Source organism: Arcicella sp. GW821-FHT09D11 (assembly GCF_059416265.1).
In genome coordinates, this window is the sequence record NZ_JBWKOV010000002.1 from 519,087 (window position 1) to 535,879 (window position 16,793).

Below are 16,793 nucleotides of genomic sequence, written 5' to 3' on the forward strand. Positions count from 1 at the left end.
AGGTATGAGTAAAAGTATAAGTGCGGAGAAGTTGCGATTGAATACTCGCAAAGATAATAAGGGATGGAAAAAGTGGGGACCTTATCTCTCTGAGCGGCAATGGGGTACAGTTAGAGAAGACTACACAGCCAACCAAGATGCATGGAACTCTGTAACACATGATATGGCCCGTTCTATTGCTTATCGTTGGGGTGAAGAAGGCATAGCGGGTATCTCAGATAATAAGTCTCATATTTGTTTTGGCTTAGCTTTTTGGAACCATAATGATCATATATTAAAAGAACGCCTTTTTGGATTAACGGGAAGTGAATCTAACCATGGGGAGGATGTAAAGGAGCTTTATTATTACCTAGACTCTACGCCCACGCATTCGTATATGAAGATGCTTTATAAGTATCCTATCAATCCGTATCCTTATGACAAGCTGGTTTCTGAAAGTAGAAAGCGTTCGCGCTTAGAACCCGAGTTTGAAATACTTGATACGGGCGTTTTTGATGACAACGAATATTTTGATATTTTCATAGAATACTCAAAGGCAGACGAGCAAGATATTTTAATAAAAATAACAGCTCATAACAGAAGCAAAAAAGCAGCACCACTCACGATTTTGCCTACCATCTGGTTTAGGAATACTTGGAGCTGGGGCTACGAAAAATATAAGTATAAACCCATGATGACGGGGGTGGCCAAAAAAGCCATTGATATTGATAACAAAAATATAGGGCATTATAAATTGTATTGTGAAAATGCCCAAGAGTTACTCTTCTGCGAAAACGAAACCAATTTTGAACGTCTTTATAAAGTAGGTAATGCTTCGCCTTATTGTAAAGATGGTATTAATGATTATATCGTTGATAATAAGAAAACGGCTGTCAATCCCAATAATATTGGTACAAAAGCGGCTGCTCGTTATACCAAAACAATTAAGGCAGGCGATAGCTATACCGTTAGGCTTCGTTTGGTCGATCATTCTATCCTTGAACCTTTTGGGGGCTTTGAAGATACGATGGATAAGCGTATTCGTGAAGGCAATCAGTTTTATGAAGAAGTACAGCAAGGTGTTGAAAACCCCGAGTTGCTAAAAATTCAGCGACAAGCCTATGCAGGTATGCTTTGGACTAAACAATGGTATTATTATAATGTCAACGAATGGATAAAGGGTGACCCTTCGATGCCTAAGCCATCGGAATATAGGAAGTATGGAAGGAATGCGGGCTGGCGCCACATGTATTCTGCCAATATTCTTTCGATGCCTGATAAATGGGAGTATCCTTGGTTTGCCGCTTGGGATTTGGCTTTCCATACCTTGCCCTTAGCAAGGGTTGACCCTGATTTTGCAAAGCGTCAATTAGCAGTAATACTTCGAGAATATTATATGCACCCCAATGGGCAAATTCCTGCCTATGAATGGTCGTTCTCGGATGTGAACCCACCTGTGCACGCTTGGGCTACTTGGAAAGTATATGAGATTGACAAAGAGATAAACGGAAAAGGAGATATAGCCTTTTTAGAGAAAATCTTCCATAAGCTTTTATTGAACTTTACTTGGTGGGTAAATCTAAAAGATGAGGGAGGAAACAACATTTTTGGAGGAGGTTTCCTCGGTATGGATAATATTGGGGTATTCGACCGTTCTGCCACTTTACCAACAGGCGGACGCTTAGAACAAGCTGATGGTACGGGGTGGATGGCAATGTATAGCTTGAATATGCTAAGGATTGCCGTTGAAATTGCCCTTGAACGCCCTGTTTATCAAGATATGGCTTCCAAGTTTTTTGAACACTTCTTGCATATTGCAGGAGCGATGCAATCTCTTGGTGGTGATGAAATTAGTCTTTGGGATGAAGAAGACCAGTTTTATTATGATATGCTCCATTTACCTAATAATAACAGTATGTTATTGAAAATCAGGTCGATGGTGGGCTTGATTCCTTTGTTTGCGGTAGAGGTTTTAACGCCAGAAATGCTTGAAAAATTGCCTGATTTCCGTCGTAGGGTAGAGTGGGTGCTTGCCAACAGACCTGACCTTGCAAGTTTAATTTCTCGTTGGTATGAATCAGGAAAAGGCGAGAGTAGGCTATTAGCTATTCTGAGAGGACACCGTATGAAAATGATTATGAAACGAATGTTTGATGAAACCGAGTTCCTTTCTGACTTTGGTATTCGTTCTCTTTCAAAATATCATTTAGAAAACCCTTATCAGTTCAGAGTAAACGGAGATGTACTAAGGGTTGATTATACTCCTGCCGAGTCAACAGGAAGTATGTTTGGTGGTAATTCAAACTGGCGTGGTCCTATTTGGTTTCCGATGAATTTCTTGTTGATAGATTCTTTGATGAAATTTCAAGAATATTATGGTAATGATTATGAAGTAGAATATCCTACCAATTCTGGAAATATGGTGAGTATCAAAGAGGCAGCATTAAGTATTTCAGAACGTTTGATTAACTTATTTACACAAAATAAGGAAGGAAGACGCCCAATGTATGAGAAATATGAGAAAATGCAGAGTGACCCGCATTTTAAAGACTTAATTCTTTTCAATGAATATTTTGATGGTGATACAGGTAAAGGACTAGGAGCTGCGCATCAAACTGGTTGGACGGGTCTTGTGGCTGAATTGATTTTGAGTGTTTCAAAAGCAGAAAAACACAGGGTTAGAGAATCAACAATGTAAATTCGTTTAATGATAAGGTAACAAAAAAGGTATCAGCAGTATGCTGATACCTTTTTTGTTAGACCAAAACTGAAAACAAATCTGGTTGTTCGTTCAATTTTTGATAAACAATGTTTTGTTCTATCATTCGCCCTAATAATGGCTCATAATCTTCTTTGTGTTTCAGTTCAATGCCTAATAGGACAGGGCCAGACTCTCGGTTAGTTTTTTTCTGATATTCAAATAAGGTAATGTCATCTTCTTCACCCAACACATTATTCAAGAAATTTTTCAAGGCACCTGCTCTTTGTGGAAAACGAATGATGAAATAATGTTTTAGTCCTTCATACAACAATGAACGTTCTTTTATTTCTTCGGTACGCGTAATGTCATTATTGCCACCAGAAACCAAGCATACTACATTTTTCCCTTTGATTTCATCTTTCATAAAATCTAAGGCTGCAATCGTTAAAGCCCCAGCAGGTTCGGCTACAATCGCCGATTCGTTGTACAACTCTAAAATAGTCGTACAAACTTTGCCTTCTGGAACAAGGATGATATTATCTAACGTTTCTTTACAAATGTTGAAAGTCTTCTCTCCAACACGTTTTACGGCAGCACCATCCACAAATTTGTCAATAGTTTCGAGTTCTAAGACATGACCAGCATCAAAACTAGCCTTCATAGAGGCAGCACCAGCAGGTTCGACACCAATAATTTTAGTATGCGGAGAAAGTTGTTTAAAAACAGTAGAAACGCCTGCCGAAACACCTCCACCACCAATGGCCAAAATAATATAATCTATTTTAATATCTGAATCTTTAAAAATCTCTAAGCCAACAGTCGCTTGTCCCGTAATTACGTCCATGTCATCAAAAGGATGGACATAAGTAGCATTATTTTCGTCACAATATTGTTTGGCAGCGTTTGAGGCATCATCGTAAGTATCACCTACCAACATTACCTCAATATCGTCTTTACCAAACATCTTTACTTGTTTGATTTTCTGATTAGGCGTAGTAGTCGGCATAAAAATCGTGCCTTTTACTTTCATTTTATGGCAAGCATATGCTAGTCCTTGGGCATGGTTTCCTGCAGATGCACATACTACACCTTTGGCTAGCTCGTCGGCTGAAAGCATCGCCATTTTATTATATGCTCCTCTGATTTTGTAGGAGCGAACAATTTGTAAATCTTCTCTCTTTAAAAAAATATTAGCTTCATAACGTTCCGAAAGCACAATGTTTTCAGTCAATGGCGTATGTACTGCCACCCCTCTAAGGCGTTCTGCCGCTTCATAGATGCTTTCAAGTGTCGGAAATATAGAATCTTTTTTTTGCTCTGTTTTATTAGCCATGTTGATGAGATAAAGCCTTTGATTGTAATACAATTCCTTTTTCTACAAATATAAGATAGTTTGTAGGTAAAAAATGATTTTCCTTACCTAGATAATCCGTTCCTAAATTCCAAAGGTGAAAGATTAGTCAATTTTTTGAAGTATTTTGAAAAATATGATTGGTCAGAAAAGTTGAGTTGGTAAGCAATTTCAGAAATCCCCAAATCGGTATGCGTCAAAAAGCGTTTTATTTCCATAATCATACGGTCATTGATTAAATCGGTTGATGTTCTTCCTGTTACACTTTTTACTGTTTCACTTAGGTAATTGGGTGTAATAGCAAGTAGGTGTGCATAATCTTTCACCGATAAATTTTCCTGACATTTTTCTTCAATCAATTGTTTGAAACGTTTTACCATGATTTTTCCTTTACTGGTTTTATCATCATAATTACTGAGCGGATAAATTCTTTTGCATTGAATTAAAATTAAATCTAGCAAAGCACGAATAGCCTCTTCTGAATCGGTTAGGTTTTGCTGATTCTCGTAAATAGCATTCTTAAAAAGCTCTGTCAGCACCTGTTTCTCCGCTTGATTTTCTAAGTAAATCGGTGGTGTTTCTTGATTAAGGTTATAGAAAAACGGAAGTTCAAAAAGCTTGTAAGGGTCAGTCTTATTAAAATGGTAAAAAGAGGACGTAAAAAGGAATATGTAGCCTTTTACATCTTCAGAAAGGTCTAACTCATGAATCTGACCTGGAGAAAGGAAAAAAATAGTATTGGGTTTTATCGTATAATTCTGAAAATCAATCGTATGAATGCCTTGTCCTTGTGTAAGGAAGAGGATTTCGTAAAAATCATCATGACGATGTGGATAAGTTACCTTAAAATTTCGATTAATATCAAAGGGTTCAATCTGAAATTGAATCGTTTTTTCAGATTTACTATTAAACCTATCGATACTATAAACAGGAATATCTAATTGTTTCATGTAATAAAATTACACATTTAGCTTTAGTTGTAAAAGTTTTAAAATCATCTACTTAAAATAAAATACGCTTACCCTGATATGAATTACCCATGAAAAGTACCTAAATAAAACACTAATTTACCATTCATTAATTGATGATTTTTATCAACTTTGTGCATATTTCAGCAATGTTGCGAATTTTAGCCTTCGACAACGTTATTCAAAATCAAAAACATTCAAAAAATGGCAAATTATTTCAATACTCTTTCTTTAAGAGAAAAATTAAATCAGTTAGGTGTTTGTGAATTCATGGAAAGTAATGAGTTTGCTGACGGAGTAAGTGCTTTAGTTGGGAAAAAAATCGTAGTAGTAGGTTGTGGTGCACAGGGATTGAACCAAGGATTGAACTTGAGAGACTCAGGTTTAGATGTTTCTTATGCTTTACGTCAGGAAGCAATTGATGCTAAAAGACAATCTTGGAAAAGTGCTACAGAAAACAATTTCAAAGTTGGTACTTACGAAGAACTAATTCCATCTGCTGATTTAGTAATTAACCTTACGCCAGACAAACAACATACATCAGTAGTAAATGCAGTAATGCCTTTGATGAAACAAGGAGCTACGCTTTCTTATTCACACGGTTTCAATATTGTTGAAGAAGGAATGCAAATCCGTAAAGATATTACAGTAATCATGGTTGCGCCAAAATGTCCAGGTTCAGAAGTACGTGCTGAATATGTTCGTGGTTTTGGTGTACCTACCTTGATTGCAGTTCACCCAGAAAATGATCCAGAAGGAAAAGGATGGGCTTATGCAAAAGCTTATTGCGTAGGAACGGGCGGTCACCGTGCAGGGGTATTACAATCATCTTTCGTAGCAGAAGTAAAATCTGACTTAATGGGAGAGCAAACTATCCTTTGTGGTTTGTTACAAACAGGTTCAATCCTTTGTTTCGACAAAATGGTTGAAAAAGGAATCGATGCTGGTTATGCTTCTAAATTAATCCAATACGGATGGGAAGTAATTACTGAAGCCTTGAAACAAGGTGGTATTACGGCTATGTTCGACAGACTTTCGAATCCTGCGAAAATCAAAGCATTTGAAATCTCTGAAGAATTAAAAGATATTATGCGTCCGTTGTTCCAAAAACACCAAGATGATATCATGAGTGGAGAGTTCTCTTCAACCATGATGGCTGACTGGGCAAACAACGACAAAAACTTATTGACTTGGAGAGCTGCCACTGGCGAAACTGCTTTTGAAAAAACACCAGCAGGTGATGTTAAAATTGCTGAACAAGAATACTTCGATAACGGATTATTGATGGTTGCGATGGTTCGTGCAGGGGTTGAATTAGCTTTTGAAACAATGGTTGAAGCAGGTATCAAAGAAGAATCTGCTTATTATGAATCATTACATGAAACGCCGCTAATCGCTAACACGATTGCTCGTAGAAAACTATTCGAAATGAACTCTGTAATTTCAGATACTGCTGAATACGGATGTTATTTATTCGACCACGCTTGTAAGCCTTTGTTAGCTGATTTTATGTCAACAGTTGAAACTGACATTATCGGTACAAACTTCAATGCTGGTAAAGATAACGGCGTAGATAACAGAACAATTATCGCAGTAAACGAAGCACTTCGTTCACACGATATCGAGTTCGTTGGGGCTGAATTACGTCAAGCAATGACAGACATGAAAGCAATTTCTACGGTAGCGTAAGGAATTGGTTTTAATAGATAACAAAAAACTCCCGATGAATTTCATCGGGAGTTTTTTGTTAGGAAATTGTTATTTTTTCTCAATGAATGCCCAAAATTTATTTACAAACTCTTCCCTTAAAGTTTTGTCAGTTAGAGTCTCATGTAAGTCTGAATAGATTCTGCAATTCTGACTTTCCTCATTTAGCAAAATTTTAAAATTCAAGTCTAATATGTGTTCGACAGTTATGTTACCATGTCTCCTATATTCTATATCATCATATTTTACAACCGTTAAGCAAAGGAAGGAGTCTTGTGTTAACTCCTTAAATGATTTTATTGAATAATTGTCGAGCTGGAAAGGTTTTATTTGTAATAGTGCTTTTCTGACTGCGTTAACATCAATATTTTTTTTTATAACAACAGTAAGGTCTAGCGTTTCAGCAAACGCTGATGCATAGTCTTCATTTCTAACAATCTCGCCTAATACATCATCAGATCTTTCGGAAGCCATTGAATTTTTTCTAGTTCGTGTAAAAGCAACAAATCCAGCGATAATAGCAAAAGCAATAAACACTATTGACATAATTATTAAATGGTTTATATATGTGAAAATCAAACTTACTGAAAATAGCTAATAATAGCAATTAATGTATTTTTTTGTTAAGTTGATTAAGTTCTATTAATCATTTCTTAAAAATTATCGTGAATATGAATTTTTGGAAGGGTATTTCATAAAAAGATGAATGATATATTGGTTGTTTTTTGATGCCTATTCTAGGCAATAATTAGATGTCAATTATCTAATTTGTAAAATTTAGTATATTTTTATACTTTGTTTGTCGTTTATAAGCAAAACATAACCCAATAGATTTCCTAATGTTGATTAAGAACTTATTTAAAATCCTTATTGCTTTATGTATATGTTTTCAAGCTTTTTCACAAAAAAAGCTTTTTGAGAAGCATTCTGATATAGCTTTTGGAATAGGCACTGCAAATTATTACGGAGACCTCGTACCAATAAACCGCCCCATCCAGTCTACTGTAGAAAATGTTCGTTGGAATATTTCAGTGGATTATACAAAACATTTCACACCTCGATTTTCAGGAAATATCGCTTTGACTTGGGTAAGAATTGTGGGTGATGATAGTAAACTTGAAGGTGTTTCTTTATTAGAAAGATCATTTATGAGAAATGCCCATTTCAGAAATGATATTCAAGAGTTATCTTTCAAGGGGATTTTTAATTTAATTAGAGAAAGTGATAGGTATCAAAAAAGAGCGCAAATAACACCTTATGTTTTTTTAGGCTTTGCTTTTTTTCACCATAATCCAGTTGCCAAAGTACCTGTTAGTTATAGAGGATCAGAGGCATCACCAGGTGATTGGGTGAGTCTTCAGCCACTTCATACGGAAGGACAAGGTTTACCTGGCAATCTTAATAATAAATATGAGTTGTTGGCAATGAACTTCCCGTTGGGGTTTGGAGTAAAATATAAAATAGATAGAAAAATTGATTTAGGGTTTGAGGTAGGTATTCGTTATAATTTAACGGATTATATTGATGACGTTGGTGGATATTATACCAGTTTCAATCAAATGTATGCTATTAGCCCTCTTTCTGCTATCATGGGCCATCGAGAATATGAATTGATAGCGGCTAATACTGGCAATAATAGAGAAGCTTCTATTAGAAAATATCTGGCTGAAAATATTAACCCCAATTATAGTAATCCTAATTTGACCCCAGTAAGTACTTTTCCTGAAATATATAGACAAGGTACTATTAGAGATGGCGCTAGTAAATTAAATGATATTTATTTATTAACTAGCTTTCGGATAACATACCATCTTTCTCCCTCAATAAAATGCCCTGTGATTGAATAAAATAATTGTGACTAATTATTAATCAGGACTTTAATGGAATTTCTATAAAAACCATTCACTTCTCTCATAAATTAAATGCACTTCCATTTGCCGTTTCCCTCAAAAATCGCTAATTTAGACTAAACACTAAATTAATGTTTCTTACAAAAAACTCATTTGTCCTTGAATAACACCGTGGAAGTAAAAGAAATAGACTTAGAGCAAGAACGGAAAGAGATTCTAAAGCGATACCGAAAATTACTCAACATTGCCCGTCCATATTTGCAAGATGATGATGCTAAACTGATAAAAAAAGCTTTCCTATTATCTGCCGAAGCTCATAAAGAGATGAGGAGGAAATCTGGCGAGCCTTATATTTATCATCCTATTGCTGTTGCCCAAATTTGTGTTGAAGAAATAGGTTTGGGAGCAACATCTATCATGTGTGCATTGTTGCATGATGTGGTGGAAGATACTGAAATAGAACTGACAGAAATTGAAGCTATTTTTGGAAAAAATGTAGCCAAAATTATTGACGGTCTTACTAAAATTACGGGCGTCTTTGATTATGGAAGTTCGCAACAAGCAGAAAACTTCCGTAAGATGTTACTTACGCTTTCGGATGATATTCGGGTAATATTAATCAAACTTGCCGACCGTTTGCATAATATGCGAACATTGGGAAGTATGCCTCGTGATAAACAACTCAAAATTAGCTCTGAAACATTTTATTTATATGCTCCGCTGGCACACCGCTTGGGACTTCATGCGATAAAGTCTGAACTAGAAGACTTGTGTTTGAAATACACTGAGCCAGAAGCTTATAAAGATATTGCCAAGAAGTTAAAAGAAACCAAAACATCGAGAGAGAGTTTCATCCAAAACTTTATTCGCCCGATTGAGAAAGACCTTAACATAATGGGTTATAAACACATTGTGAAAGGGCGACCGAAATCAATCTATTCTATTTACCACAAGCTTAAGAAGAATAATACGCCCTTTGAGGAAATTTATGACCTTTTTGCGGTGCGGGTAATTTTAGATGTCCCTACTGAATTAGAGAAGTCTGCTTGCTGGGCTGTTTATTCGATGGTAACAGACCATTATAAGCCCAATCCTGAACGTTTGAAAGACTGGATTTCTAATCCTAAATCAAATGGGTATGAATCATTGCATACCACTGTAATGAGTTCTGGGCGACGTGGACGCTGGGTAGAAGTACAGATTCGGACAACTCGGATGGATGAAATTGCCGAAAAAGGATTTGCCGCACACTGGAAATATAAAGGAAATGATACACGTACAAACAAAGCTTTTGAGTCATGGTTAAGCCAAATTCGAGAAGCATTGGATACTACTGATAAATCACAGTCAGCCGTTGAATTGGTTGATGATATTAGAAGTAGTTTGTATAACGACGAGATTTTTGTATATACCCCAAAAGGGAAACTGATTGTATTGAAAGACGGTGCTACGGCATTGGATTTTGCATTTGAAATTCACTCAGAAGTAGGAGCAAGGTGTATAGGAGCTAAGGTAAATAATAAGCTAGTCCCTTTGAGCCACAAACTCAAGACTGGCGATATTATCGAGTGTATGACCTCGGCAAAGCAAAAACCATCAGAAGATTGGTTAGCCTTTGTAGCAACGACCAAGGCAAAAGCCCGTATCAAGGATTATATTAAAGAAGCCAATAAGCAGCACGTCATCATGGGGCGTGATATGATTGAACATCGTTTAAAAGTGTTGGGCGTAAATACGTTAACCCTAGAAATCACCAATCAACTAAGGGCGTATTTTAATGCAAAAGATACAAACGACTTATTTTATCGTTTTGGAAAAGCATATATTAGCTTAGACGAGATAAAAAAATGGAAGTCAGACAGAGAGGCGCATGAAAGAAAGCAGGCTACAAAAACCATTCAAGAACCGCTAACGAATACTAAAAATATCGTTAAAGAGCTTAAGAAATTGCATGGTGATGTAAAAAATGCAGATGCAATTTTGATTGGCGAGGACATGGATAGGGTAGACTATACGTTGGCTAAATGTTGTAATCCTATTGCGGGCGATACTGTTTTTGGTTTTGTTACGATTAATGAAGGCATAAAAATTCATAGAACTTCGTGTCCAAATGCTACCGAGCTATTGTCTCGTCATGGCGATAGAGTAATAAAAGCTTTGTGGACGAGCCAAGTGAAAATGTCGTTCATTGCCCAATTAATTATTAAAGGCACAGACCGCATGGGCTTGATGAACGATGTGACAAGAGTAATTTCGCAAGAGTTAAAAGTAAATATTCAAAATCTTTCAATAGGAGTAAAAGAAGGTATTTTTGAAGGAAAAATAGCATTGATGGTACAAGACACACAACATCTTGAAACACTTGTTCACTCTTTAGAGCAAGTTGATGGTGTAATTCAGATTGAAAGAGGAGACTAGAATTTCTTTTTCTCTTAAAAATTGATTTATTTTACTTTTCAAAATTGATTTAGTCTAATTATTAAATCAATAAATTTTATTTTTTGTTTTTCTGAAAATAGTCAGTAATGCCATCAAACGCCACATTAGAGGCAGTAAAGAAGATTTTTACTGCTTATCTTGAAAATAAAAGTCTTCGAAAAACTCCAGAACGATTTGCCATTTTGGAGGAAATTTACACAAGAGATGACCATTTCGATGTGGAGGAACTATATATTTCGATGAAAAATAAGAAATATCAGGTTTCACGTGCTACTGTGTATAATACACTTGACGTATTAGTAGAATGTGATTTAGTTTCTAAACATCAATTTGGGAGAAATCAGGCACAGTACGAGAAATCATACGGACGTCGCCAACACGACCACCTGATTTGTACAGAATGCCATCATGTTACTGAATTTTGTGACCCAAGAGTACAAACAATACAATCGATGGTAGGAGAAATGTTACAGTTCAATGTAATGCACCATTCTTTGATTTTTTATGGTGCTTGCACAAAAACAGAATGCGAACATAAAAAAGCAATGTTAGCGGAAAGAGCAATGTCTAGTAGAGACCATAATTAACAGTATTTATCAACAGCAAGCAAACAGGACTTTCATTCATAATCCGAATGAAAGTCCTGTTTTTGTATTTTTTAGGAAATTTTTTGGAATACTCTTCAACTAAAACTACAGCATTATTGAAATTCTTGTGAGGTTTTATTTTTGTTTGTTTATCTTTGCGACTTTGATTAGGTGGTTTATTCTTTTTTGATTTTTCTGTTTCCTGTTATCTCGACGTCAGGAGGGAACTGGTCTGCCACCGCCAGATGCTTCCTTCGTGAGAATGACAACCAAAAAACAAAAAAATGGCAGTAGATGTATTGTTGGGTTTGCAGTGGGGTGATGAAGGAAAGGGTAAAATAGTTGATGTTTTAGCCCCTAAATATCAAGTAGTTGCTCGTTTTCAAGGTGGACCAAACGCTGGGCATACCCTTGAATTCGATGGTTTTAAACATGTTTTGCATCAAATTCCATCAGGAATTTTCCGTCAGGAAGTACAAAACATTATCGGAAATGGTGTTGTTCTTGACCCAATTATTTTCAAAAAAGAAATTGATGGTTTAGCAAAGTATAATTTGAACGTACTTGAGAACTTAGAAGTATCTAAAAAAGCTTCTATCATTCTGCCAACACACCGTTTGTTGGATGCTGCCTATGAAAAAGCAAAAGGTGATGCCAAAATTGGTTCAACCTTAAAAGGTATCGGACCAACTTATACTGATAAAATTTCACGTCAAGGATTAAGAGTAGGTGATATGATTTCACCAAACTTCAAAGCAAAATACGATGCTTTGGTGGCTCGTCATACTGCAATTTTAGATGTCTATAAGTTTGAATATGATTTAACAGCCGCTGAAGCTGACTTTTTTGAAGCAGTAGAGTTTATGAAACAATTCCGTTTGGTAGATTCTGAATACTCTGTTAACAATGCGATTACTGCGGGCAAAACGATTTTGGCTGAAGGTGCGCAAGGAAGTTTATTAGATGTTGACTTTGGTTCGTATCCATTTGTTACTTCTTCAAATACTATTACAGCAGGTGCTTGTACAGGTTTAGGAGTTGCTCCAAAAAACATTGGTGAAGTTTATGGTATCTTCAAAGCTTATGCTACACGTGTAGGTTCAGGGCCATTCCCTACGGAATTAATGGATGAAGTGGGCGAAAGAATGCGTCAGGAAGGTCGCGAATTTGGTTCAACTACTGGTCGTCCTCGTCGTTGTGGTTGGATTGATTTACCAGCGCTTAAATACGCAATGATGATTAATGGCGTAACGCAATTGGTAATGATGAAAGCTGATGTATTGAACATTTTTGAAGAAATAGAAGTATGTGTTGCTTATAAATTACCAGACGGTACTGTTACAGAACAATTGCCTTACGATATGACAGATACGATTGTAGAACCAGTATATGAAACATTGAAGGGGTGGAACTGTTCATTAGAAGGGTTAAGAAATTTCGAAAATCTTCCAACTGAATTAACAGGCTATATTACTTTCTTAGAAGAGAAATTAGGCTTACCAATCAATTTTATCTCTACGGGTCCAGACCGTGATGAATGTGTATTGAAAGGAGCTTTGGCTTAATCCAAAAGATAATATTTTCAAAAGGTTCGACAGTTTTTTGTAAATTGTCGAACCTTTTTATTTGACACTCACTTATATAGCTCTTTTATATTGAAGTGTTTTTATAAATTACCGTATGATATATACAGAAGAAAACATAGAAGCTTTCAACGAACAAGCTCGTTTGAAGTTTCCAGAAAATAGAAAGTTTTTTGATAGACTTAAAAATAAAAAAATCAAAAAGTTGGACGAGGCTTTTCACCCTGTGCATGAAGATGTTTTTGATGAAGTAGATTGCTTGAAATGTGGGAATTGCTGTAAAACTACTAGCCCAATCTTTACAGATATTGATATTGACAGAATCGCAAAACATTTGCGTATTCGTCCTGCTCAGTTAGTAAAAGAACATTTGCACTTGGATAGTGATCAAGATTATGTATTGAATGTAACACCTTGTACTTTCTTGGATGCTGATAACTATTGTTCAATTTATGACTATAGACCCAAGGCTTGCAGAGAGTATCCGCATACCGATCGCAAGAATATTGCTGGAATTTTGCCCCTTACGTTAGAAAACACAAAAGTTTGTCCAGCTGTTTTTGAAATAGTAGAACAACTTAAAAAAGCAGGTCTGGGGAATAAGGGCGGAATCATTGAGTAGTTATAGCTATAAAAAATGCTAAAAAAGTACAAATAGTTCCCGTCAATAATACAGGATAGTATATAAAAAGACGTAAATCGTTTTTAGTTTGTATTATTGACTGATAAAAATTCCGTATTTTTGAGACCACAAAACTTTTACTATCACTATACAATACAAAATAATGGCGGCAGTCGAGTACTTAGGCATAGACATTGGTGGAACGAATGTCAAAATGGGCATCGTAAATTCAGAAACAGGACAAATTTCTAATTTTTATAGTCACGATACTGTGAGCTGGCGAAAATCAGGACATTTCGAAGACCGTCTCGGAGAAGCAATAGGTTTACAACTTATTGATAATAAAAATATCACTAAAGTAGGAATCGGCTTACCGGGAATGATTAATTCGGCTAGAGTAACGCCAATTGAAATTACGGCAATCCCTGAGTTGAACAATGTTCCTTTGGTTGAGATACTTAAAAAACGCTTCCCAGCAGTTGATTTTTTCCTTGAAAATGATGCAAACGCAGCAGCTTTAGGAGAATTTTATTTTGGCGAAGATCGTATTGACGAAAGCTATATTTTTATTACATTAGGGACTGGTGTAGGTGGTGCGGCTATCATTGGTAAAAAAGTATTTAGTGGTGGTAGAGGTAACGCAATGGAACCTGGGCATACGCCTTCAGTAAATGGTAAGGTTTTAGAGAGAAACATCGGTAAAAATGAATTGTTAGACCTTGCTAATACAATGAGAAAAGAATTCAGAGGTGTTACTCAATTACCTGATGATGGAACTATCTCAACAACAGGATTAGTAGCTTCTGCTTCGGAAGGAGATGCCCTAGCTTTACAGGTATTTACGAAAGTTGGAGAATTGCTTGGCGAAAATTTATGCCACTTAGTTGCCATCCTTGATATCAATTTAATCTTGATTGGTGGAGGTTTGTCAGCATCATTTGACTATATTTTACCATCAATTACATCCACCATGGAAGGTTGGTTAACCAAGTATCATGCTGACGGATTAACCATTAAACGTGCTACTTTGGGTAATGATGCAGGTCTTTTAGGGGCTGCTTCATTATGTTTTTAATAATATTCTTTAAATAATTATAGTAAATCTTTTCATAGTAATGCGGTATTAAAAAAATGTTTGATAATCTAATTTTTATCATCATCTTTGCACCGTTTTTCTAACCAAAAATCGTTCTAAAAATGGCAGACATTGCAGAAAAAGTAAAAGGCATTATCGTCGAGAAGTTGGGCGTTGACGCAGCAGAAGTTACTCCAGAGGCTTCATTCACAAATGATTTGGGTGCAGACTCATTGGATACAGTAGAATTAATCATGGAATTCGAAAAGGAATTTAACGTTTCTATTCCTGATGATCAAGCTGAAAATATCCAAACAGTTGGTCAGGCAATCACATATCTTGAAGAAAACGCCAAGTAATCTGAACTTCTTTATGTGCTAATTTGAAAGTAAAATTATTGATTCTACCTGAACTATAGTTTTATGACAGATTAGCACATTTTTATTGATTTTCAGGTTAATTATGCTCAAATTTGAGTATTAATTTATATGCTTAGATAAAAGCCAAAGGAGTTAAAGATTAAGAAGTGTAAAAAACAGATAAATTGAATGGTATTCTTTCCACTGATTTTATCTATCATCTTTTATCTAATACTTAGTTAAATTTTATTTTTCTCATGAAGAGTTTTAAAAGAGTAGTCGTAACGGGAATAGGTGCTTTGACTCCTATCGGAAATACTGTACCAGAATATTGGGATGGACTAAAAAATGGAGTCAGTGGTTGCGATAATATCACAAAATTTGATGCTTCAAAATTTCGTACTCGCTTTGCTTGCGAATTGAAAAATTTTGATGTTACAAAATTTATTCCTCGCCAAGATGCTCGTCGAATGGATCAGTTTACTCAATATGCAGTAGTTGCTGCTGATGAAGCTATTGTAGATTCAGGACTTGACCTTGAAAATATAGATAAAAATAAAGTTGGAGTAATTTGGGGTTCAGGTATTGGAGGCTTAAAAACTTTTGAAGAAGAAATGATTTACTTCGGAAAAGGGGATGGTACGCCAAAAATCAATCCTTTCTTTATTCCAAAAATGATTGCCGATTCAGCATCAGGTAATATTTCAATTCGTCATGGTTTCCGTGGCCCAAACTACGTAACTGTTTCGGCTTGTTCGTCAGCCAATAATGCGATTATTGATGCTTTTAATTATATCAGATTAGGGCGTATTAATATTTGTGTGACTGGTGGTTCTGAAGCGGCAGTAACGATTGCGAGTGTGGGTGGTTTTACAGCCATGCGTGCGATGTCTGAACGTAATGATGACCCTAAAACGGCTTCACGTCCTTACGATAAAGATCGTGACGGTTTTGTAGTAGGTGAAGGTGCAGGAGCATTAATCTTAGAAGATTATGACCATGCGATTGCTCGTGGAGCAAAAATTTATGCTGAGTTAATCGGCGGAGGGTTCTCTTCTGATGCTTATCATATTACTGCGCCACACCCAGATGGTTATGGAGCATTACTTTCAATGCAAGATGCCCTCGATGATGCTGGAATTCAACCAGAAGAAGTAGATTATATCAATACGCATGGTACATCTACCCCTCTTGGTGACCCACAAGAATTGAAAGCAATTGTAGATTTATTTGGAGATCATGCTTATAAAATGAACATAAGCTCGACAAAATCTATGACTGGTCACTTATTAGGGGGAGCAGGTGCTATCGAAGCGGTGGCTTCAATCTTGGCAATACAGCATCAGCTTGTACCACCAACGATTAATCATTTTACGGAAGATCCAGAAGTTGACAATCGTTTAAATTTGACTTTGAATAAAGCTCAAGAAAGAAAAATAGATGTTGTTTTAAGTAATGGATTTGGCTTTGGAGGTCATAATGCTACGGTTATATTCAAAAAAATATAGTTTTTAGTTGATAGGGAAATAGGGGATAATTGATAGTAGTTAAGGCGAAGTCAAATTTTTTTAT

Annotated in this window: 13 protein-coding genes; 10 read left to right on the top strand and 3 right to left on the bottom strand. The window is 36.0% G+C overall.

Annotated elements, in window-relative coordinates; genetic code table 11:
• The first annotated feature begins 4 nt into the window (after positions 1-4).
• Positions 5-2,677: an MGH1-like glycoside hydrolase domain-containing protein gene (locus tag AC07N0_RS07330; protein WP_492801865.1), complete on the top strand. Its 2,673-nt coding sequence runs from the start codon at positions 5-7 to the stop codon at positions 2,675-2,677.
• Positions 2,678-2,735: 58 nt separating this feature from the next.
• Here the strand turns inward: AC07N0_RS07330 and ilvA are convergent, their stop codons facing one another.
• Positions 2,736-4,013: a threonine ammonia-lyase IlvA gene (gene ilvA / locus AC07N0_RS07335; protein ID WP_494588675.1), complete on the bottom strand. Its 1,278-nt coding sequence runs from the start codon at positions 4,011-4,013 to the stop codon at positions 2,736-2,738.
• An 83-nt stretch (positions 4,014-4,096) separates the two neighbouring features.
• Positions 4,097-4,981, bottom strand: a complete 885-nt coding sequence (locus AC07N0_RS07340; protein ID WP_309912888.1) for an AraC family transcriptional regulator — start codon at positions 4,979-4,981, stop codon at positions 4,097-4,099.
• A gap of 222 nt (positions 4,982-5,203) precedes the next feature.
• Between AC07N0_RS07340 and ilvC the strand changes: the two genes are divergently transcribed.
• Positions 5,204-6,688 (top strand): ketol-acid reductoisomerase, encoded by a 1,485-nt coding sequence (gene ilvC, locus AC07N0_RS07345; protein ID WP_494588676.1) that lies wholly within the window; start codon positions 5,204-5,206, stop codon positions 6,686-6,688.
• Positions 6,689-6,757: 69 nt separating this feature from the next.
• Here the strand turns inward: ilvC and AC07N0_RS07350 are convergent, their stop codons facing one another.
• The gene (locus AC07N0_RS07350; protein ID WP_323246397.1) at positions 6,758-7,252 is read right to left on the bottom strand and encodes a hypothetical protein; all 495 of its coding nucleotides are present in this window, start codon (positions 7,250-7,252) and stop codon (positions 6,758-6,760) included.
• Between the two features lie 293 nt (positions 7,253-7,545).
• Here AC07N0_RS07350 and AC07N0_RS07355 point away from each other — a divergent pair, with 293 nt between their 5' ends.
• The 8 genes from AC07N0_RS07355 to fabF all read left to right on the top strand — a co-directional run bounded on the left by AC07N0_RS07355 (position 7,546) and on the right by fabF (position 16,729).
• Positions 7,546-8,553 (top strand): DUF6089 family protein, encoded by a 1,008-nt coding sequence (locus tag AC07N0_RS07355; RefSeq protein WP_494588677.1) that lies wholly within the window; start codon positions 7,546-7,548, stop codon positions 8,551-8,553.
• 162 nt (positions 8,554-8,715) lie between these two features.
• Complete coding sequence (locus tag AC07N0_RS07360; protein WP_492801873.1) at positions 8,716-10,974, top strand: RelA/SpoT family protein; 2,259 nt, start codon at positions 8,716-8,718, stop codon at positions 10,972-10,974.
• Between the two features lie 107 nt (positions 10,975-11,081).
• Complete coding sequence (locus AC07N0_RS07365) at positions 11,082-11,582, top strand: Fur family transcriptional regulator (protein WP_492801874.1); 501 nt, start codon at positions 11,082-11,084, stop codon at positions 11,580-11,582.
• Positions 11,583-11,866: 284 nt separating this feature from the next.
• A complete protein-coding gene (locus AC07N0_RS07370) occupies positions 11,867-13,147 on the top strand; it encodes an adenylosuccinate synthase (RefSeq protein ID WP_494588678.1) in 1,281 nt (426 codons plus the stop codon).
• Between the two features lie 115 nt (positions 13,148-13,262).
• Positions 13,263-13,787: a YkgJ family cysteine cluster protein gene (locus AC07N0_RS07375; protein WP_494588679.1), complete on the top strand. Its 525-nt coding sequence runs from the start codon at positions 13,263-13,265 to the stop codon at positions 13,785-13,787.
• 163 nt (positions 13,788-13,950) lie between these two features.
• Positions 13,951-14,862, top strand: coding sequence for an ROK family protein (locus AC07N0_RS07380; protein WP_492801880.1), 912 nt, complete (start codon positions 13,951-13,953; stop codon positions 14,860-14,862).
• Positions 14,863-14,984: 122 nt separating this feature from the next.
• On the top strand, positions 14,985-15,221 hold the full coding sequence (locus AC07N0_RS07385) for an acyl carrier protein (protein ID WP_184128888.1): 237 nt from the start codon (positions 14,985-14,987) through the stop codon (positions 15,219-15,221).
• 257 nt (positions 15,222-15,478) lie between these two features.
• The gene (gene fabF / locus AC07N0_RS07390; protein WP_492801882.1) at positions 15,479-16,729 is read left to right on the top strand and encodes a beta-ketoacyl-ACP synthase II; all 1,251 of its coding nucleotides are present in this window, start codon (positions 15,479-15,481) and stop codon (positions 16,727-16,729) included.
• Positions 16,730-16,793 lie beyond the last annotated feature (64 nt).

Bases quoted from the DNA above. Each gene is read 5' to 3' on its own strand.
- AC07N0_RS07375 (WP_494588679.1), top strand. From the start codon at position 13,263: ATGATATATACAGAAGAAAACATAGAAGCTTTCAACGAACAAGCTCGT.
- fabF (WP_492801882.1), top strand. From the start codon at position 15,479: ATGAAGAGTTTTAAAAGAGTAGTCGTAACGGGAATAGGTGCTTTGACT.
- AC07N0_RS07350 (WP_323246397.1), bottom strand. From the start codon at position 7,252: ATGTCAATAGTGTTTATTGCTTTTGCTATTATCGCTGGATTTGTTGCT.
- AC07N0_RS07370 (WP_494588678.1), top strand. From the start codon at position 11,867: ATGGCAGTAGATGTATTGTTGGGTTTGCAGTGGGGTGATGAAGGAAAG.
- AC07N0_RS07380 (WP_492801880.1), top strand. From the start codon at position 13,951: ATGGCGGCAGTCGAGTACTTAGGCATAGACATTGGTGGAACGAATGTC.
- AC07N0_RS07385 (WP_184128888.1), top strand. From the start codon at position 14,985: ATGGCAGACATTGCAGAAAAAGTAAAAGGCATTATCGTCGAGAAGTTG.
- AC07N0_RS07330 (WP_492801865.1), top strand. From the start codon at position 5: ATGAGTAAAAGTATAAGTGCGGAGAAGTTGCGATTGAATACTCGCAAA.
- AC07N0_RS07355 (WP_494588677.1), top strand. From the start codon at position 7,546: ATGTTGATTAAGAACTTATTTAAAATCCTTATTGCTTTATGTATATGT.
- ilvA (WP_494588675.1), bottom strand. From the start codon at position 4,013: ATGGCTAATAAAACAGAGCAAAAAAAAGATTCTATATTTCCGACACTT.
- AC07N0_RS07340 (WP_309912888.1), bottom strand. From the start codon at position 4,981: ATGAAACAATTAGATATTCCTGTTTATAGTATCGATAGGTTTAATAGT.
- AC07N0_RS07365 (WP_492801874.1), top strand. From the start codon at position 11,082: ATGCCATCAAACGCCACATTAGAGGCAGTAAAGAAGATTTTTACTGCT.
- ilvC (WP_494588676.1), top strand. From the start codon at position 5,204: ATGGCAAATTATTTCAATACTCTTTCTTTAAGAGAAAAATTAAATCAG.